Origin of the sequence: Caproiciproducens lactatisolvens (genome assembly GCF_052443335.1) — a bacterium.
Lineage (GTDB): Bacteria > Bacillota > Clostridia > Oscillospirales > Acutalibacteraceae > Caproiciproducens.
This window is the reverse complement of the sequence record NZ_CP195750.1, coordinates 1,984,216-2,002,570: the sequence shown is the minus strand read 5'-3', so window position 1 is coordinate 2,002,570 and position 18,355 is coordinate 1,984,216. Positions and strand designations below refer to the sequence as shown.

The 18,355-nt window shown below is 53.5% G+C and carries 19 protein-coding genes; 17 read left to right on the top strand and 2 right to left on the bottom strand.

The window, feature by feature from the left end:
• Nucleotides 1-460: 460 nt before the first annotated feature.
• The 17 genes from ACRQV7_RS09845 (at nucleotide 461) to ACRQV7_RS09765 (ending at nucleotide 16,868) form a co-directional block, all read left to right on the top strand.
• Nucleotides 461-949 carry a YbaK/EbsC family protein gene (locus ACRQV7_RS09845; RefSeq protein WP_444657991.1) on the top strand — a complete coding sequence of 163 codons (489 nt, stop codon included), beginning with the start codon at nucleotides 461-463 and terminating at the stop codon, nucleotides 947-949.
• A 12-nt stretch (nucleotides 950-961) separates the two neighbouring features.
• Nucleotides 962-1,624: a tRNA (guanosine(46)-N7)-methyltransferase TrmB gene (trmB, locus tag ACRQV7_RS09840; RefSeq protein ID WP_444657990.1), complete on the top strand. Its 663-nt coding sequence runs from the start codon at nucleotides 962-964 to the stop codon at nucleotides 1,622-1,624.
• Nucleotides 1,625-1,722: 98 nt separating this feature from the next.
• Complete coding sequence (locus ACRQV7_RS09835) at nucleotides 1,723-2,736, top strand: methionine ABC transporter ATP-binding protein (protein ID WP_444657989.1); 1,014 nt, start codon at nucleotides 1,723-1,725, stop codon at nucleotides 2,734-2,736.
• Nucleotides 2,726-3,388, top strand: a complete 663-nt coding sequence (locus tag ACRQV7_RS09830; protein WP_444657988.1) for a methionine ABC transporter permease — start codon at nucleotides 2,726-2,728, stop codon at nucleotides 3,386-3,388. Before ACRQV7_RS09835 ends, ACRQV7_RS09830 begins: the two co-directional genes overlap by 11 nt.
• Before the next feature lie 40 nt (nucleotides 3,389-3,428).
• Complete coding sequence (locus ACRQV7_RS09825) at nucleotides 3,429-4,298, top strand: MetQ/NlpA family ABC transporter substrate-binding protein (protein WP_444657987.1); 870 nt, start codon at nucleotides 3,429-3,431, stop codon at nucleotides 4,296-4,298.
• Between the two features lie 163 nt (nucleotides 4,299-4,461).
• A complete protein-coding gene (locus ACRQV7_RS09820; RefSeq protein WP_444657986.1) occupies nucleotides 4,462-5,367 on the top strand; it encodes a magnesium transporter CorA family protein in 906 nt (301 codons plus the stop codon).
• 454 nt (nucleotides 5,368-5,821) lie between these two features.
• A complete protein-coding gene (locus ACRQV7_RS09815; RefSeq protein WP_444657985.1) occupies nucleotides 5,822-6,817 on the top strand; it encodes a LacI family DNA-binding transcriptional regulator in 996 nt (331 codons plus the stop codon).
• Nucleotides 6,818-6,832: 15 nt separating this feature from the next.
• The gene (locus ACRQV7_RS09810) at nucleotides 6,833-8,002 is read left to right on the top strand and encodes a phosphopentomutase (RefSeq protein WP_444657984.1); all 1,170 of its coding nucleotides are present in this window, start codon (nucleotides 6,833-6,835) and stop codon (nucleotides 8,000-8,002) included.
• A 13-nt stretch (nucleotides 8,003-8,015) separates the two neighbouring features.
• Complete coding sequence (gene deoD / locus ACRQV7_RS09805; RefSeq protein ID WP_444657983.1) at nucleotides 8,016-8,726, top strand: purine-nucleoside phosphorylase; 711 nt, start codon at nucleotides 8,016-8,018, stop codon at nucleotides 8,724-8,726.
• A 133-nt stretch (nucleotides 8,727-8,859) separates the two neighbouring features.
• Nucleotides 8,860-9,942, top strand: a complete 1,083-nt coding sequence (locus ACRQV7_RS09800) for a BMP family ABC transporter substrate-binding protein (RefSeq protein ID WP_444657982.1) — start codon at nucleotides 8,860-8,862, stop codon at nucleotides 9,940-9,942.
• A 98-nt stretch (nucleotides 9,943-10,040) separates the two neighbouring features.
• Nucleotides 10,041-11,591 (top strand): ABC transporter ATP-binding protein, encoded by a 1,551-nt coding sequence (locus ACRQV7_RS09795; protein ID WP_444657981.1) that lies wholly within the window; start codon nucleotides 10,041-10,043, stop codon nucleotides 11,589-11,591.
• Nucleotides 11,566-12,693 (top strand): ABC transporter permease, encoded by a 1,128-nt coding sequence (locus tag ACRQV7_RS09790; protein WP_444657980.1) that lies wholly within the window; start codon nucleotides 11,566-11,568, stop codon nucleotides 12,691-12,693. The genes ACRQV7_RS09795 and ACRQV7_RS09790 overlap by 26 nt, the downstream gene beginning before the upstream one ends.
• The gene (locus ACRQV7_RS09785) at nucleotides 12,683-13,603 is read left to right on the top strand and encodes an ABC transporter permease (protein WP_444657979.1); all 921 of its coding nucleotides are present in this window, start codon (nucleotides 12,683-12,685) and stop codon (nucleotides 13,601-13,603) included. Before ACRQV7_RS09790 ends, ACRQV7_RS09785 begins: the two co-directional genes overlap by 11 nt.
• 40 nt (nucleotides 13,604-13,643) lie before the next feature.
• On the top strand, nucleotides 13,644-14,309 hold the full coding sequence (deoC, locus tag ACRQV7_RS09780) for a deoxyribose-phosphate aldolase (RefSeq protein WP_444657978.1): 666 nt from the start codon (nucleotides 13,644-13,646) through the stop codon (nucleotides 14,307-14,309).
• A 176-nt stretch (nucleotides 14,310-14,485) separates the two neighbouring features.
• A complete protein-coding gene (locus ACRQV7_RS09775; protein ID WP_444657977.1) occupies nucleotides 14,486-14,905 on the top strand; it encodes a cytidine deaminase in 420 nt (139 codons plus the stop codon).
• Between the two features lies 1 nt (nucleotide 14,906).
• Entirely contained in the window at nucleotides 14,907-15,539 is a 633-nt protein-coding gene (locus ACRQV7_RS09770; RefSeq protein WP_444657976.1) for an HAD family hydrolase, read from the top strand.
• Between the two features lie 6 nt (nucleotides 15,540-15,545).
• Entirely contained in the window at nucleotides 15,546-16,868 is a 1,323-nt protein-coding gene (locus tag ACRQV7_RS09765) for a pyrimidine-nucleoside phosphorylase (protein ID WP_444657975.1), read from the top strand.
• Nucleotides 16,869-16,998: 130 nt separating this feature from the next.
• On the opposite strand, the gene ACRQV7_RS09760 is transcribed toward ACRQV7_RS09765, so the two are convergent.
• Nucleotides 16,999-17,568 (bottom strand): TlpA family protein disulfide reductase, encoded by a 570-nt coding sequence (locus ACRQV7_RS09760; protein WP_444657974.1) that lies wholly within the window; start codon nucleotides 17,566-17,568, stop codon nucleotides 16,999-17,001.
• Between the two features lie 10 nt (nucleotides 17,569-17,578).
• Nucleotides 17,579-18,250, bottom strand: a complete 672-nt coding sequence (locus tag ACRQV7_RS09755) for a cytochrome c biogenesis CcdA family protein (protein ID WP_275714684.1) — start codon at nucleotides 18,248-18,250, stop codon at nucleotides 17,579-17,581.
• Between the last annotated feature and the right edge of the window lie 105 nt (nucleotides 18,251-18,355).

Genomic DNA, 18,355 nt, shown 5'->3' with positions numbered 1-18,355 from the left:
AACAGCAGATGACAATAAATAAAATATACACTATTTTATTTTCGTGTACAATGATTTATTTTCATAAAAATAATTATATAAAAGTAATAAATTGTAATAATCTAACGAAAAAAGGGGATTCAGGGTACGCCGTGCTCTTCGCGGGTGATAATCTTTATGCAAAGGACGGCGTCATTATGCGGGCTGTCCGGTTTGCCGCCAATGCGGCTGGGAAGCGGAAATTTCCGGATTTCCGGCATAGGGAAACAGATACATAAAACGAAAAAAAATTCGTTGAAATTTGTGTTTTATTACAAATTTGAATAAAAATACTTTTTACTTTTACGCAGTATGCTATACTATAAGAATTCAATAATTGATCGGAATACAGCGGGGAAATCCCGCGATTTTTGACAGTCCGCATGTTTTCGACATGCTCGGATAGGTACCTATCAATAATATCGGAAAGCCGGAGGAAATGATGTCGGTTCAGAAAGTAAAGGACTATTTAAAATTATACGGGATGGAAGACCGCCTGCACGAATTTTCGGTTTCGAGCGCGACGGTGGAACTGGCCGCACAGGCACTGAATGTTGAGGAAGCACGCATTGCAAAGTCGATCTCTTTTCACAGCGGCGGCGGTTGCGTGATTGTCGTCGCTGCGGGAGACGCCAAGGTGGACAACGCAAAATTCAAGGCAGAGTTCGGCACAAAGGCGAAAATGCTTGCTCCCGACGAGGTGGAGCAGCTGACCGGGTACAAGGTAGGGGGCGTCTGCCCGTTTGGAAATCCGCCCTGCGCAAAGGTGTACTGCGACGTTTCGCTGAAACGCTTCTCCAAAGTTTTCCCCGCGGGCGGCAGCGCAAGCTCCTGCGTGGAGCTGAGCTGTGACGAGCTTTTCCACGTTTCCCAAAGCGTGAAATGGGTGGACGTCTGCAAAAACTGGCAGGATCTTCAGGGAAAAGGATAGGGGTTTACCGTCATGAGAATGCGCAATAAACCGTGGGCCGCGCCCGAGCTGGATGCGTGCGGCTTTTTTGTCCGCAATCCCGCACAGTATATTGGAAAATGGCACAGCTTTTTCCGGCGGCGGCAGCCCATCCATCTGGAGCTTGGCTGCGGAAAGGGCCTTTTTCTCGCCGGGCTTGCCCCGCAAAATCCGCAGATCAATTATATGGGAATCGATTTGAAGGATGCCGTTCTCGGCCCGGCCAAACGGAATATTGAACAGGCGTTCCGGGAGCGGAACGCAGAGCCGGACAACGTCGTGCTGATGGCACAGGATATTGAGCGGATTCTCACCGTGATGAATGCCGAAGATACGGTGGAAAGAATCTATATTCATTTCTGCAACCCGTGGCCGAAGGCCAAGCATCACAAACGGCGGCTGACCTATCCCCGCCAGCTTGAAAATTACAAGCAGATTCTGGAAAAGGGCGGAGAAATCCACTTTAAAACCGATGACGGCGCCCTTTTTGACGATTCGCTGGTGTACTTTGAAGAAAGCGGGTTTACGATTCTGTCTGTGACCTACGACCTGCACGGCGGCGGTCAGCAGGGAAATACGCTGACCGAACATGAAAAAATGTTCATGGAAAAGGGTATAAAAATCAAGGCGCTTGTCGCCCGGTGGACGGGAGAATAAGATTTGTTTTATTTATTTTTGCAATATGCATTGACAAATTATGCAATATTTACTATAATTCCTATATGTTTAGTAATGTTATTTGAGGGGGTGTCGGCTTGGGCGAGGCGATCATCGAAATTCAATCGTTGAGCAAAACCTTCCACACGAAGGATTCTGAGGTGCAGGCTTTAAGCGATATTAACCTGACGATTGAAAAAGGCGATATTTTTGGCATTATCGGTATGAGCGGCGCCGGTAAGAGCACGCTGGTACGATGTATCAACATGCTGGAAAAACCGTCGGAGGGCACTGTCCTGTTCGACGGGCGCGACCTGTCCGCCCTTTCCGATAAGGACCTGCGCACGGTTCGCCGGTCCATGGGGATGATTTTCCAGCAGTTCAATCTTCTGATGCAGCGCACGGCGGAGCAGAATATCTGTTTTCCCCTGGAGCTGGCCGGCGCTGACAAGGCATCCGCAAGAAAAAGGGCGAAAGAGCTTCTGGAGCTCGTCGGCCTGGCCGACAGGGCCCGGGCTTACCCCGCCCAGCTTTCCGGCGGCCAGAAACAGCGTGTGGCCATTGCCCGCGCGCTCGCGACCAATCCGAAGGTGCTTTTGTGCGACGAAGCCACCAGCGCCCTTGACCCGACCACCACCACGTCGATCCTGGCGCTGCTGAAGGATATCAACCGCCGGATGGGCATCACCATTGTTATTATCACGCATCAGATGAGCGTGATAGAGGAAATCTGCAACCGCGTCGCCATTATTGACGACAGCCGGATTGCCGAATCCGGTTCTGTGGAGGATATTTTCCACAGGCCGCAGACGTCGGCGGCGCAGAAGCTGGTCTATCCCGAAGGGAAACATCCCGATAAAATGATCAGCAAGCGATGTATGCGCATTGTGTTTGATGGAAATTCTTCTTTTGAGCCGGTCATTGCGAATATGGTCCTCGACTGTAAGGCGCCCGTCAATATCCTGTACGCAGACACCAAAGACATAGACGGCAAAGCGTTTGGCCAGATGGTGGTCCAGCTGCCGCAGGACGAGGCTCTGGCGCAGAAGATGTTTGACTATGTACGCGCGAAGGGTCTGTCCGCTGAGGAGGTGAACGGTTATGTGGGATGAGTCAACGCTGAGCATGTTGTTGCAGGGCATTGGTGAAACCCTGTATATGGTACTGGTTTCCACACTCTTTGCCTATCTTATCGGCCTGCCCGTGGGAATCCTGCTGTTCACCAGCGCAAAGGACGGGATCCGCCCGCACGCTTCTCTGTATAAGGTGCTGGATGTGATCGTCAATCTGACCCGCTCCATCCCGTTCCTGATCCTGATGATCGCCATCTTTCCGTTTACAAGAATGGTGACGGGCACCACCATCGGTTCCACGGCAACCATTGTTCCGCTGACCTTGTCGGCGGCGCCCTTTATCGCGAGACTTGTCGAGTCCTCGCTGAAAGAGATTGACATCGGCGTGATTGAAGCCGCGCAGTCCATGGGCGCGTCCGACTTCCAGATTATCAGGAAGGTTCTGCTTCCCGAATCCAAGCCTTCCCTGATTGTGGGCTGCGCCATTGCGACGACCACGATTCTGGGATATTCCGCCATGGCCGGCGTTGTCGGCGGCGGCGGGCTGGGCACGATTGCGATCAATTACGGCCTTTACCGCTGGCAGGGCGAGATGATGCTGATCGCCACCATTCTGCTGGTTGTGATCGTTCAGGTGCTTCAGGGCATCGGGATGAGGGCGGCCGGACTGAGCGACAAAAGAAAAAATTAAACGATAAACGATTCCTATCTGAAATTTTGGAGGTTTTACAATGAAAAAATTATTATCAGCAATCTTAATTGCGGCACTCTCTGCTTCTGTATTTGCCGGCTGTGCGAATTCCGCAACCGCTTCCTCTGCGGCCGCATCCTCTGCCGCCCCGGCTTCCAGCGAAGCGGGAAGCACGGCGGCAGCCAAGAAAATCGTCATCGGCGCGTCCCCGACACCGCACGCGATTATTTTGAAGGAAGCCGCCAAGCTGCTGAAAGACAAGGGCTACGATCTTGAGATCAAGGAATTCTCCGATTATGTTCTTCCCAACAAAGCTCTGGACAGCAAGGACCTGGATGCCAACTACTTCCAGCATCAGCCGTATCTGGATGAATTCAACAAGGAAAATGGAACCAAGATTGTTTCCGCGGGCTCCATCCACTATGAGCCGTTCGGTATTTACGCCGGGAAAACCAAGGCCCTTGCCGATCTGAAGGAGGGCGCGACCATTGCGGTTCCGAACGATACTTCCAATGAGGCCAGAGCGCTCCTGCTGCTCCAGGATCAGGGACTGATCAAGCTGAAGGACGGCGCCGGGATCACCGCCACTCAGAAGGACATTGCGGAAAACCCGAAGAAGCTGAAGTTTACGGAAATTGAAGCTGCCCAGCTGGTCCGTACCCTGCCCGACGTGGACCTGGCCGTCATCAACGGCAACTATGCTCTCGAGGGAAATCTGAAGGTTTCCGACGCGCTCGCAGTGGAAGCGAACGACTCCCTTGCGGCGGCCACATACGCCAACATTATCGCTGTCCGCGAAGGTGACGAAAACCGCGAGGATATCAAGGCGCTGGTGGAAGTGCTGGAGAGCGAGGAAATCAAAACCTTTATCACGGATACGTTCAAAGGGGCTGTTGTTCCGGTAAAATAAGCGAAAGCGACGGCAGAAAACACCTGCACGGAGAAATCCGTGCAGGTGTTTTGACGTTGAAATAAGGGGCGTATTTTGCTACAATGGGATTCATTCCATCGGAACCCGCCTGTGCGGGGAAAACCGCTGCAGGGCGGGAAAAGAAAACATAGGGAGTATGGTTATGAAGTGTTATCGGATTACGAAAGAAACGCTGGAGGAAGCGGACACACCGTTTGCGCCGGATACCGTCTGCGTCTGTACGCCGGAGGAACTGCGCGCCGGTCATTTCTGCGCGGCGCCGCACACGTTCGGCGAGTGCGCGAACCCCGGCCCCGCCAAGCTGGAGGCGTACGACGGGTATGACTTTATTCTTCTGAATGTCGTCAACGACAACGAACGGTATCTGACCCACCGGATCGGGCTGTATATCCTGCCGGACCGGATGGTCTTTGCCGGCGACGGGGAAAACCGTGCGGTACAGGACGTGCTGGATGCTTTTGCGGGCGGCAAAACGTCCAGCCTGAATATCACGCGGATTCTTTACGCGTTTTTCAACAACCTGACCATTCATGATTCGGAGGAGCTGGAAGAGCTGGAAGAGGAAATCTCCGCGCTGGAGGAACGGGTCATGGAGGGCGCGGACGAGGATTTTATCAAGGACATCATCGCGATGCGGAAACGGCTGATGTTCTATAAAAAATATTATGAGCAGCTGCTGGATGTCGCGGAGAGCATCGAGGAAAACTCCAACGGGATTCTGTCCTCCGGCGCGCTGCGCTATTTCAAGATGTTTACGGCCCGGGTGGACCGCCTGAACCGGAGCGTCCTCAACCTGCGCGACTATATCACGCAGGTGCGCGAGGCGTATCAGTCGCAGGTGGACATCGGGCTGAACGCGATTATGAAGCTGTTTACCGTGATTACCGCTATTTTTCTTCCGCTCACGCTTCTGGTCGGCTGGTACGGCATGAATTTCAAGTATATGCCGGAGCTTCAGTGGCCGTACGGCTACGCTTTTGCCGCGGGTCTTTCGGTTGCTTTTGTGGTCGTCTGTATTCTCTTTTTCAAAAAGAAGAAAATACTGTAAGGACCAGACTGACGTCAAAGTCACTCTCATAAAGCTGATTTTATACGACCCCGGGACGAAGCACAGAGGAGTACTACAGAATGCTGCAGTCGTGATTGCCGTAGGCGCGAAAGGTGCTGTTACCCTTCCTCATTTGCGGCGCTTGCCGCCTTGACTTGCGCGATTTGTCGCGGTCCGGCAGTTTGTCTGCAACCTGGCCGCAAGGGCCTCTTTTGAAAATAATTTCAAAAAGTACTGGAACTATTTTGCCCGCTGTAATATAATTATGAGGAATAAGACAGTTTTCGCAGGATGAAAAAGCTTGTTCGCTGGTCATTATAAACAAAAAATATTGTTAGTGTGAAAAAATATTGACAATTAGATAACGCTGGTGTAGAATGGAAATACATTGAAACCGGTTTCAAAATTCAAAAGGGACGGGGTCCGGTTCAACCGCATTTTTAACAGGAAAGCTATGGTGATGATTTTGGCTCAGATCAGCGATGTGGCGAGATTAGCCGGTGTTTCGTCGGCGACTGTGTCTCGTGTCATCAACGGGACGGCAAAAGTAAGTGACGAAAAAGTAAAACGCGTTTTGGAAGCGATCGATGCAACCGGTTTCAAGCCAAATGAAATCGCGCGTTCGCTCTATAAAAAGTCTTCTAAGATCATTGGCTACATCGTGCCGAGCATCCTGAACGTTTTCCTGACCGAGATCGGTCGGGCGATTGAGGATGAGGCGTTTCAGAACGGCTATAAGATGATCCTGTGCAATTCGGACGAAAATCCGAAAAAGGAAGTCGCCTATATCAATATGCTTACCGCCATGAATGCGGACGGCATTATTATTACCGCCAACAATGATAATCTGGATGAAGAAATCCGCAGCTGCCCGCTGCCCGTTGTCGCTCTGGACAAGGACGCAGGCAGCCGTTATACTGCGGTGGTCCAGTCCGACAATTACTCGGGAGGGCGCCTTGCCACCGAGCATCTGATCGAGTGCGGGTGCCGCCATATCGTCCTCATGCGCGGGCCGCAGAAATATTCCAGCGGGAGCCAGCGCTTTCTGGGCTATGTGGACGTCTGCAACGAACACGGCATCCAGCCTCTATTTATGGAAAGCCAGTACAGCTTCGACGCGGTCGAGAGCTCGCGCGAGCTTCTGAAACGCTTTCCGAATGTGGACGGGATTCTGGCCCTGAGCGATATGACCGCGCTGTCCCTGTATAAGGTGCTGTGCGAACAGGATAAAAAAGTCCCGGACGACATCATGATTGTAGGTTATGACGGAGTGGAGCTCAGCTCGCTGATGACGCCTGCGCTGACCACCGTCGTACAGCCGATCGAGGAAATCGGGCGGCTTGCGGCAAAACTGATTATCGATCAGGTCACAAACGGGAAGCTCAGCTCCAGGGAGAACGTGTTGCCTGTTTCTCTGAAAATGGGGCAGACGACAAGAATGCGTAAATGAAGAAAGGCGGATACTATGAATAAACGTGTTTTTTTGATTGTACTCGACAGTGTCGGAATCGGCGAAGAGCCGGACGCCGCGGAGTACGGCGACGAAGGGAGCAATACGCTTGCCGCCGCCGCGACAAGCAGGTGTTTTGATATGCCCAACATGCAGAAGCTGGGCCTTTTCAACATCGACGGCGTCACCTGCCGCCCGAGGGCGGAGCATCCCGCGGGCGCGGTCGCGCGCATGAGGGAAATTTCCAAGGGCAAGGACACCACGATCGGCCATTGGGAAATTGCGGGGATCAATTCGCCCAAACCGCTGCCGACTTATCCGGACGGCTTTCCGCCGGAGGTCATCCGTGCGTTTGAAGAAAAAACGGGCCGCAGGGTCATTTGCAACAAGCCTTATTCCGGCACCGAGGTCATCCGGGATTACGGCAGGGAGCATGCCGAAACGGGCGCGCTCATCGTTTACACCTCCGCGGACAGCGTATTTCAGATAGCGGCGAATGAGGAGCTCGTGCCGGTGGAAGAGCTTTACCGCTGCTGTCAGATCGCGCGGGAACTGCTGGCGGGCGAGCACGGCGTCGGCCGGGTGATCGCAAGGCCGTTTGTCGGGACCTATCCGGATTATACCCGCACCTCGAACCGCCACGACTTTTCGCTGCTCCCCCCGAAGACGACGATGCTGGACCAGCTGAAGGAAAACGGCTATGATGTGATCGCCGTCGGCAAGATCAACGATATTTTCGCCGGCAGAGGGATTACCCGGTTTATGAGGACAAAGAACAACGCGGAGGGCATTGACCGCACGATCGAGCTGACAAAGGAAACCTTCAACGGTCTGTGCTTTATCAATCTGGTCGATTTCGATATGCTTTACGGCCACCGCAACGACGTGGACGGCTACGCCAAAGGCTTGACCTATTTTGACGAAAAGCTGCCTGAAATTCTGGCGGGCCTTCGCGAGGACGACCTGCTAATGATTACCGCGGACCACGGCTGCGACCCGATCACGCCCTCCACCGACCACTCCCGCGAGTACACGCCCTGGGTGATTTACGGCAAACGGGTAAAAGCCGGGGCCAATCTGGGCACACTGCCGACCTTTGCCGATATCGCGGCCACGATCCTTGATTATTTCGGGGTGAAGCCGAAAATTACCGGCACGTCCCGGCTGAAAAATATTGTCGACTGAACAGGAGGAGACTATGTCTAACGTACCAACGCCCCATAACGGGGCCAGAGAAGGAGAAATCGCAAAAACCGTCTTAATGCCGGGCGATCCGCTCCGCGCCAAATTCATTGCCGAAACCTATCTGACCGATCCGGTCTGCTTTAACACCGTGCGCAATATGCTCGGCTACACCGGAACGTACCGGGGCAAACGCGTGTCCGTCATGGGCGGCGGAATGGGAATCCCCTCCGTCGGCATTTACACCTACGAGCTTTTCAATTTCTACGGGGTGGAAAACATCATCCGCATCGGCTCCGCCGGCGGGATCGCCGACAATGTGCACGTGCGCGACGTCGTAGTCGGCATGGGTGCCTGCACCAATTCCAACTATGCGGCCCAGTACAATCTGCCGGGTACGTTTGCGCCGATTGCCGGCTATGACCTTCTCAGAAACGCGGTTGACGCCGCGGAAAAACTGGGCGTGCATACGGTCGTAGGCAATGTGCTGTCTTCGGATACTTTCTACGACGACAACGAAAACGCGCTGGCCTCGTGGAAAAAGATGGGCGTGCTGGCGGTGGAGATGGAAGCCGCGGCTCTCTATATGAACGCCGCGAGGGCCAATAAAAACGCGCTCTGCCTCCTCACGATCTCCGACTGCCCGTTTACCGGCGAATCCCTTTCGGCCCAGGAGCGCCAGACCGGATTTACCCAGATGATGGAAATCGCATTGGAAATTGCTTGACTTAATGGAAAAATTGATTGCAAAATGCGGCGAAATAAAGTAAGATGATTTTCGGCGCGAAAAAAGAATGGGAGTAATATCACGTTTTCGTGGTATTCCATATATCCAAAAAAATAATCAGGAGGAAAAATGAATGAAGAAGATTGTAGCACTTTTTCTTGCGGTTATGATGGCAGTTTCCGCGACCGCCTGCGCTTCCAACGCCCCGGCGGCATCCAGCTCGGAAGCGGCCGGCTCAGCTGCCGAAAGCAAGGCGGAATCCGCAGCGGCGACCGATTTTAAAATCGGCATGGTAACGGATACCGGCGGTGTCAACGACCAGTCCTTCAACCAGTCCGCGTGGGAAGGACTGCAGAAGCTTTCCAAGGATACGGGCGTCACGGTCAAGTATTCCGAATCCAAGCAGGAGTCCGACTACGCGACAAACCTGGACAAAGCTGCCGACGACGGCAACAATCTGATCTGGGGCATCGGTTTCGCAATGGCCGACGCCATCCTCAATTCCGCAAAACAGAACCCGGACATCAACTATGCAATCGTAGATAACGCTTATGAAGACACGCCTGCCAACGTGACCGGTGTGATGTTCCGCGCTCAGGAGCCTTCCTTCCTGGTCGGCTACATTGCGGGCAAAACAACAAAGACAAACAAAGTCGGTTTTGTCGGCGGCCAGACCAGCGCCATCATCGACCAGTTTGAGTACGGCTACAAAGCCGGAGTTGCTTACGCTGCGAAAGAGTTAGGTAAAAAGATCGACGTTAATTCCCAGTATGCGGAAAGCTTCACGGATTCCGCCAAGGGCAAGGCAATCGCAACCAAGATGTTCTCCGACGGCTGCGATATCGTATTCCATGCTGCCGGCGGCGTCGGGGTCGGCGTTATTGAAGCAGCCAAGGAAGCCAAGAAGTACGCGATCGGCGTTGACCGCGACCAGGCTTATCTTGCGCCCGAAAACGTTCTTACCTCTGCTTTGAAGCTGGTTAACCAGGCTGTCGAGCTTGTTTCCAAGGACGCCATGGACGGCAAGGAAATCGGCGGAAAAACTTACACCTACGGCCTGACCGAAGACGCCGTCGGGATTCCGGAAGAGCACAAGCTCATGGGCGACGACACCTATAACGCGGCAATCGCACTCGAAGGCAAGATCAAGGATAAGACAATCACTCCTCCGGCGAATAAGGATGAATTCGCAGAGTTCGAAAAAGGACTTAAATAAGTATTACTCTTTTATTCTTTTGGGCAGCGGGGCGCATGGGTTTTATTGCGCCCCGCTGCGCTTAAAAGAATTGATTAACGGGCAGGGGGTCTGTTGTAATGGAAGTCAACCGGGAATACGCGGTGCAGATGCACGGTATTACAAAAATGTTCGGCTCCTTTTGCGCTCTGAATAACGTCAGTCTCGATGTTAAAAAGGGTACGATTCATGCCATATTGGGCGAGAATGGCGCCGGAAAAAGCACATTGATGAATGTTCTGTACGGCCTGTATCAGGCCGAAGCGGGGGAAATCTTCCTGAATGGGGAAAAGGTCAATATCAAGAACCCGAATATTGCCATTGAACACGGAATCGGCATGGTCCATCAGCACTTCATGCTGGTAGACAATTTCACCGTAACCCAGAATATTATTCTGGGCAACGAAGTGACCAATCAGTTCGGCGTATTAAACATGAAAAAAGCACGCGAGGAAATTCTTGAAATCGTCAAGAAATACGGGCTGGAAGTGGACCCGGACGAAAAAATCGAAGATATTTCCGTTGGCATGCAGCAGCGTGTTGAAATATTAAAGGCACTCTACCGCGGAGTCGACCTGCTCATCCTCGATGAGCCCACGGCGGTCCTTACTCCGCAGGAAATCGATGACCTGATTCAGATCATGCGGAATCTGATAGCGGATGGGAAAACGATCATTATCATTACTCATAAGCTCAAGGAGATCAAAGCCTCTTCGGACGTCTGCACCATTATCCGCCGCGGCGAGTATATCGACACGGTAAACGTCGCCGATGTGGACCAGGAAGAGCTTGCCACCAAGATGGTCGGCCATGCGGTCCAGCTTGTGGTCGAAAAAACCCCGGCCAATCCGGGCGAGGTCGTCTTTGAAATCGACAATCTGACGGTCAGGGACGAACGGAAGCTGGCCGTGGTCAAAAATCTGTCGCTGAAGGTGCGCAAAGGCGAAATCGTCGGCGTGGCGGGCATTGACGGGAACGGCCAGAAAGAGCTGGTCGAAGCCATCACCAACCTGACAAGGGTGGAGAGCGGCACCATCAGAATCAACGGTACCGAAATCCAGAACACAACGCCGCGCAACGTCATCGACCATAAAATCTCCACGGTGCATGAAGACCGGCAGAAACGCGGTCTGGTGCTTCCGTTTACAGTGGCGGAAAATATGATGGTTGAAAAATACCGCAGCCAGCCGTACAGCAAAAGCGGTATGCTCAACAGAAGCGAAATCCTTTCCTACACGAAGAACCTGATCAAAGAGTTCGATATCCGTCCGGATAACTGCGAAAGCCAGCCGGTGCGCGGACTCTCCGGAGGAAACCAGCAGAAGGTCATCCTTGCGCGTGAAATATCGAACGAGCCTGATCTTCTGATCGCCGTTCAGCCGACCCGCGGGCTGGACGTAGGGGCGATCGAATACGTACATAAGACGCTGGTGCGCGAACGGGACCGGGGCAGGGCAATCCTTCTGATTTCCCTTGAGCTTGACGAGGTCATGAATGTCGCGGATACCATCGACGTGATTTACGCGGGAATGATTGTCGACAGCTTTAAGCAGGGAGAGGTCGACGAAAAAACGATAGGACTTTTGATGGCGGGAGGTAAGCTTGATGAAAACAACAGTCAAAATTCTTAAAAAACCGATTACCTCCACCTTGATTGCGATTCTGTTTGGTTTTCTGGTTGCCGCGGTTGTGCTCGTATTTGCGGGCTACAACCCATGGGAGTCCTTCGCGGCGCTGTTCCAGGGAATCTTCGCAAAGCCGAAGTACATTTCCAACGTCATTATCAAGGCGACGCCGATCATATTGACCGGACTGAGCGTTGCGTTTGCCTTTAAAACCGGCCTTTTCAATATCGGTGCCGAGGGCCAGTACATAGCGGGGACCATCGCCGCCGTCTGCGTCGGTGTCAAGTTTGATTTTGCCCCCGTTATCCAGATCCCGCTTGTAGTGCTTTCCGGTGTGCTTGCCGGGGCTGTTTTCGGCGGGATCATCGGCTGCCTGAAAGCGCGGTTCGGCATTCATGAGGTCATCACCAGCATCATGCTGAACTGGATCGGCCTTTACCTTTCCAACTTTATTGTCAATACGGCGGCTTACCATCAGCCGAATTCCACAAGCTCCTTTGCGGTGAACGAATCGAGCTTCACCATGCTCCTGCCGAACTGGAAAACCTCCAAGGCAGGTATGGCCGCGCTGAAGCCGCACCAGTGGCTGTATGAAATGATGCTGAAAACGGATGTGAATTTCGGCATTCTGGTCGCCGTGATCATGGCCCTTGTCATCTGGGTGCTGCTTTACCGCTCCACAAAGGGCTACGAGCTGCGCGCGGTCGGTTTTAACCGCGACGCCGCGGAATTCGCCGGAATCAACGTGGGCCGCAACATCACTCAGGCGATGCTGATCGCGGGGGCTCTGGCGGGCCTTGCGGGCGCGCTTGCGATTACGGGAACCTCGCCGCACAAAATTTCCCAGATGGCGGCGTTTGAAAACAACGGCTTCAACGGCCTGTCCGTCGCGCTGATTGCCGGTTCCTCTCCGGTAGGCTGTATCTTTGCCGGGCTTTTGTTCGGCGGACTGCTTTACGGCGGGCAGAGCGTGCAGCAGGATGTCGGAGCGCCGACGGAGATTATCAACATCATGATCGGCACCATCGTATTCTTTGTGGCTCTGACGAAAATCGTGCCGTCACTTGCCGACAGGCTTGAAAAGAGAGGTGCTCACCGTGTTAAGTAAAATTCTTCTGTTGCTCGGCATTACGCTGATGTACTCGACCCCCCTGGTGTTCGGCGCGCTGGGCGGCGTCATTTCGGAGCGCTCCGGCGTCGTCAACATCGGGATTGAGGGAATGATGACGGTAGGCGCGTTCACGGCGGCCGCGGTCAGCTATTTTACCGGCAGTCCGTGGCTCGGCCTGCTTGCGGCCGGTGCGGCGGGCGGCCTGATCTCCCTTTTGCACGCGGTGGCTTCCGTCACCTTTAAAGCGGACCAGACCATTTCCGGTATCGCCATCAATCTGATCGGACCGGGGCTGGCGCTGTTTTTCTGCCGCCTGATGTTCGACGACGCGACCATGACGCTTCCCGCAAAAACACTGCCCAAGCTGTTTGGGGAAAGCGGGTTTGCCGACAGCCCCCTGAAAAACCTGAATGTGGACGTCACGGTCGTGCTTGCGCTGGCGGTGTCCGCCGTCATGTGGTTTTTCCTTTACCGGACCAAATGGGGACTCCATGTACGCTCGGTGGGCGAGCATCCCGCCGCGGCCGACACACTGGGCATTCATGTCAGCCGCGTCCGCTACCTGTGCGTATTCGTATCCGGTATCCTGGCCGGTTTCGGCGGCGCTTCCATGACGCTTGCCATCATCTCTCAGTTTACGCCGACCGCGATCAGCGGGCAGGGCTTCATCGCGCTGGCGGCCGTTATCTTCGGAAAATGGACTCCGTTCGGCGCTTACGGCGCATGCCTGCTCTTCGGTTTTGCGCAGGCTCTGACGATTGTGCTGGGCGGCGGCGACTTTGCCGTCCCGTCCCAGATTCTTGCGATGCTTCCGTACATTCTGACCATTGTGGTCCTGATTCTGTTCGTCGGCCGTTCGGTTGCCCCGAAGGCGGACGGCGAGCCCTATGAAAAGGGAGTAAGATAACGGGACTGCAGCATTGAAAATAAAAAAGGAGATCATGAAAATGGATCACCGGGAAATACTGGAGAAAGTAGATCATACCCTGCTGACACAGGCCGCGACATGGGAAGAAATCAAGCAGATCTGCGACGACGCGGTCAAATACCGCACCGCGTCGGTCTGTATCCCCGCCGCCTATGTAAAGCGCGCGAAGGAATACGTCGGCGACAAAATGGCGGTCTGCACCGTAATCGGTTTTCCGAACGGCTATTCCACGACGGCGGTCAAGGTGTTTGAAACGAAGGACGCGATTCAAAACGGCGCCGATGAAATCGATATGGTCGTCAATATCGGCTGGGTGAAAGACGGGCTTTTCGATTTGCAGCTGGACGAAATCCGGCAGGTAAAAGCCGCCTGCGGCACGCGCATCCTGAAGGTCATTATTGAAACCTGTCTGCTGACGAAGGAAGAAAAGATAAAAATGTGCGAGGTAGTGACCGAATCCGGCGCGGATTTCATCAAGACCTCCACCGGCTTTTCAACGGCGGGCGCTACGTTTGAAGATGTCGCGCTCTTTGCCGCCCATATCGGGCCGAAGGTCAGAATCAAAGCTGCCGGCGGCATTAAAACCATGGACGACGCGGAGAAATTCGTATCGCTCGGGGCTTCCCGCCTCGGCACGAGCAGAATTATCAAAATCATAAAAAATGAAGAGGCGCACGGATATTGACCGGCTTCCGGCAAATATGAAAATTCTGAGGAGCGGCGGCAGCCGTTCCTCAATTCTATCTACAGCAATTTCATTCAGTTTGCGAGACGAAACACGTTCTTCCCCGCCTTCGGCGGGGAAGAACATAAACTTGTTGCCAGAACAACTGGAAATGCTATAGGAAAAAAGGTGAAGAGATGGAAGATTATAAAGAATTGGTTGCGGCGGCTATTTCCGCCAGGAAAATGGCCTACACCCCCTACTCAGGATTCGGCGTGGGCGCGGCGGTGCTGACGAAAAGCGGAAAGATTTACAAGGGCTGCAACATTGAAAACGCGGCCTTTACCCCCACGAACTGCGCCGAGCGCACGGCTTTTTTCAAAGCGGTCAGCGAGGGGGAGACGGAGTTCGACTGCATCGCGATTGTCGGCGGCAGAACCGGGGAACCCGTCAGCGGGCTTTGCCCGCCCTGCGGGGTCTGCCGTCAGGTCATGATGGAATTCTGCGACCCGGCGGCCTTCCGGATCATTCTCGGGAAAAGCCCGGAGCAGTGGGAGGTTTTCATGCTGAGGGATTTGCTCCCGCTCGGGTTCAGCAAGGCGGATATGGAGGAATAGAATGATCAAAAATATTGTTTTCGATATGGGCCAGGTTCTGGTGGATTTTGATCCGGACTTTTTTATCAGCCATTATACCAAAGATCCGGAGGATATCCGCCTGATTCGTACGGCAGTGTTTGAGACGAGCGAGTGGACGGAAATCGACCGGGGCACCATTACGGAGGAGGAGCTGATCGAGCCGGCCTGCGCGCGCCTGCCGGAGCGCCTGCACGGCGCCGCGACGAAGCTGCTGCTGAACTGGATGGACCATATGCGGATCATGGATAATATTCTGCCGTTGGTGCGCGAACTGAAGGAGAATGGCTATTCGCTGTATCTGCTGTCCAACGCGGGGAAAAAAATTCACAGCATAACGCCGAGAATTACGGCTCTGCAGTATTTTTCGGGTGTTTTCTTTTCGGCGGATTTCCACTGCATCAAGCCGGATGAGGAAATCTACCGGAAGTTTTTTAAAGAGTTTTCACTCGACCCGCGCGAGTGTTACTTTATCGACGACCGCGAGGACAATGTGGAAGCGGGAAGAAAGCTCGGCATGGAAGGGCACTGCTACGAAGGGGACCCGGACGTGCTCCGTACGGCCCTTCAGGAAAGCGGAATCTTCCTGCTGGATAAAATGATCGTAGGAAGGTGACTGAAAATGAGAATGTATGATATCATTGCGAAAAAACGCGACGGCGGGACGCTCTCCGATGAGGAAATCCGGTTCTTTATCAACGGCTATGTCAAAGGGGAGATTCCGGATTATCAGGTATCCGCTCTGCTGATGGCAATTTATTTTCGGGGGATGACGGACGGGGAAACGGCCTCCCTGACCATGTGCATGGCCAACTCCGGCGAAACCGTGGATTTGTCCTCCATAGACGGTGTCAAGGTGGATAAACACAGCACCGGCGGGGTCGGCGATAAGACCACATTGATTATTTCTCCGATCGTCGCGTCCCTGGGGGTGCGCGTCGCGAAAATGAGCGGGCGCGGGCTTGGCCACACCGGCGGCACGGTGGATAAAATGGAAGCCATTCCGGGCATGCAGACCTCCATTGACCGTGAAAAATTCTTCGATATTGTACGGAAGGTGGGCGTCAGCGTGATCGGCCAGTCCGGCAATCTGGTGCCCGCGGACAAAAAGCTTTACGCGCTGCGCGATGTGACCGCGACGATTGAAAGCATTCCGCTGATTGCTTCCAGCATCATGAGCAAAAAAATCGCGGCCGGCTCCGACTGCATCCTGCTGGACGTCAAAACCGGGAGCGGCGCTTTCATGAAGACGGTGGACGATTCCATCCGGCTGGCGCAGGCAATGGTGGCGATCGGCGAGCATGTCGGGCGCAGGACCATCGCGCTGATCACCGACATGGACCGTCCGCTCGGAAACGCCATCGGCAACTCGCTGGAAATCAGGGAGGTCTGTGAAACGCTCAAGGGACGCGGGCCCGGAGACCTCACGGAAATCTGTCTGGAGCTTGCCGCCAACATGCTGTTTCTGGCGGGCAGGGGAAGTATGGAAGCGTGTAAAAAGCTTGCCGGACGCCAGATCGGCAACGGCGAGGCCTTTGCAAAGCTCAAGGAAATGGTCGCGGCGCAGGGCGGTGACACCGCCGTTTTAGACGACGGCGCAAGATTTACACAGGCAAAGGTCAAATATGACGTTCCGGCGCTGAGCGAAGGGTATCTCTACTCCATGAATACGGAGCAGTGCGGGATCGCTTCCGTCGAGCTGGGCGCGGGGCGCGAGAAGAAAGAGGATTCCATCGATTTCAGCGCGGGCATCCTGCTCCGCAAAAAGATCGGGGATTACGTCAAGGAAGGCGACGTGATCGCGGAGTTTTACTCTTCCTCTCTGGACAAATGCAGGGAAGCGGAAAAGCTGTTTGAAAGCGCGGTTTCCATCCGCCCGGAAAAACCCGCGTTTGTCCCGGTGATTCACGGCCGGGTGACCGTGGACGGCGTAGAAAAATACTAAAAAAGCAATTCCATTTCGGTTTGCGAGACAAAACGCGTTTCTCCCCCGCCGAAGGCGGGGGAGAAACGCAATCCTGTTGCAGAATCAACTGGAAATGCTGTAATCGTAAGGCTTGGAGTGGGGATTTTTCTTATTTTTTGATCGATTCGATTCCGGCAATCAAAGTCACTTCATCGATCGCTCCCTGATAGGCGTTCACAATATAGCCGTCCCGGTCGATAAAGATCGTGTCCGGAATGGCAGAAATTCCGTAAGTATTCGCGGCCTGCTGCTCCTTGTCAAAGTAAACGGGGAATTCATAGCCTTGCTCTTTTACATAATTCTGCCCTTTTTCCTGCGTTTCCCGCTGACCGTCCACCAGATCGATCATCAGAAAGACCACGCCGTCTTTTTCCTTCTGGTACTGGCTGTTGAAATGCGGCATTTCTCCCTTGCACGGCGGGCACCAGGAGGCCCAGAAATTCAGCACAACGGGTTTCCCCTGAAAGTCCGACAGCCTGACCTTGTTGCCTTTTTCATCGAATACGGTAAAATCGGGAGCCTGTGTTTTCCCGCTTTCTCCCGCGGAGCCGCCTGTTTCAGACGATGCCGGCAGATTTGGCCGGAACCGGTTGGATAACGTGTTGTAGGCATAGTAAACGACGGCGAAGAATACCACGAACGCGAGAAATCCCAGCAAAATTTTTCCGTTTGTTTTCATATCGTACTCCTCAAAAAGTAAATAGGGACAAAAAGCAGCCCATAAGTCCGGTCGCCATCATCAGGCCGACGACGACGAGCAATCCGCCCGAAATCATGCCGATGATCCGGTAGTTCCTTTTGATAAAGTCAAACGCGGACATGAGGCGGTCGATCAAAACAGCGCTGATCAGAAAGGGAATCCCCAACCCAAGCGAAAACGAGAGAAGCATAAAAATGCCTTTCATGCTTTCCCCGCTCGAAGCGGCGAGCATCAGAGCGGAGCCTAAAAACGCGCCTACGCAGGGGGTCCAGCCAATGGAAAAGATCACGCCGAACAGAATGGAGGCCCCAAAATCCATATTTCGCTTTTTAAAATTCAACTGCCGGTTTCCATTCAGAAAAGGGATTTTGATCAGCCCCATAAAGTTTAACCCGAATAGGATGACGACAATACCGGTGACAAGATTCACCGCGGTGTGATATTCTTTCAGAAAGCTCCCGACCGTCCCCGCGAAAGCACCCATTGCCGTAAACACAAAGGTGAAGCCAAGTACAAACCCAAGGGAATTCCGAATGACCGGGGCCTTTTGATTCTGAATCTCCTGTCCCGCAAAATAGGAAATATAGATCGGCAGCATTGGTAAGAGGCAGGGAGAAATAAATGTGATGATCCCTTCCAGAAATGAAATCAGATAATCCATGGTCTCTCCTTTCTTTCCTACAGCGATTCCATTTCAATTTGCGAGATAAAACACGTTCTTTCCCCCGCCTTCGGCGGGGGAAAGAACACAATCTTGTTGCAGAAT

Bases quoted from the DNA above. Each gene is read 5' to 3' on its own strand.
- ACRQV7_RS09845 (WP_444657991.1), top strand. From the start codon at position 461: ATGTCGGTTCAGAAAGTAAAGGACTATTTAAAATTATACGGGATGGAA.
- trmB (WP_444657990.1), top strand. From the start codon at position 962: ATGAGAATGCGCAATAAACCGTGGGCCGCGCCCGAGCTGGATGCGTGC.
- ACRQV7_RS09830 (WP_444657988.1), top strand. From the start codon at position 2,726: ATGTGGGATGAGTCAACGCTGAGCATGTTGTTGCAGGGCATTGGTGAA.
- ACRQV7_RS09825 (WP_444657987.1), top strand. From the start codon at position 3,429: ATGAAAAAATTATTATCAGCAATCTTAATTGCGGCACTCTCTGCTTCT.
- ACRQV7_RS09820 (WP_444657986.1), top strand. From the start codon at position 4,462: ATGAAGTGTTATCGGATTACGAAAGAAACGCTGGAGGAAGCGGACACA.
- ACRQV7_RS09815 (WP_444657985.1), top strand. From the start codon at position 5,822: ATGGTGATGATTTTGGCTCAGATCAGCGATGTGGCGAGATTAGCCGGT.
- ACRQV7_RS09810 (WP_444657984.1), top strand. From the start codon at position 6,833: ATGAATAAACGTGTTTTTTTGATTGTACTCGACAGTGTCGGAATCGGC.
- deoD (WP_444657983.1), top strand. From the start codon at position 8,016: ATGTCTAACGTACCAACGCCCCATAACGGGGCCAGAGAAGGAGAAATC.
- ACRQV7_RS09800 (WP_444657982.1), top strand. From the start codon at position 8,860: ATGAAGAAGATTGTAGCACTTTTTCTTGCGGTTATGATGGCAGTTTCC.
- ACRQV7_RS09795 (WP_444657981.1), top strand. From the start codon at position 10,041: ATGGAAGTCAACCGGGAATACGCGGTGCAGATGCACGGTATTACAAAA.
- ACRQV7_RS09790 (WP_444657980.1), top strand. From the start codon at position 11,566: ATGAAAACAACAGTCAAAATTCTTAAAAAACCGATTACCTCCACCTTG.
- deoC (WP_444657978.1), top strand. From the start codon at position 13,644: ATGGATCACCGGGAAATACTGGAGAAAGTAGATCATACCCTGCTGACA.
- ACRQV7_RS09775 (WP_444657977.1), top strand. From the start codon at position 14,486: ATGGAAGATTATAAAGAATTGGTTGCGGCGGCTATTTCCGCCAGGAAA.
- ACRQV7_RS09770 (WP_444657976.1), top strand. From the start codon at position 14,907: ATGATCAAAAATATTGTTTTCGATATGGGCCAGGTTCTGGTGGATTTT.
- ACRQV7_RS09765 (WP_444657975.1), top strand. From the start codon at position 15,546: ATGAGAATGTATGATATCATTGCGAAAAAACGCGACGGCGGGACGCTC.
- ACRQV7_RS09760 (WP_444657974.1), bottom strand. From the start codon at position 17,568: ATGAAAACAAACGGAAAAATTTTGCTGGGATTTCTCGCGTTCGTGGTA.
- ACRQV7_RS09755 (WP_275714684.1), bottom strand. From the start codon at position 18,250: ATGGATTATCTGATTTCATTTCTGGAAGGGATCATCACATTTATTTCT.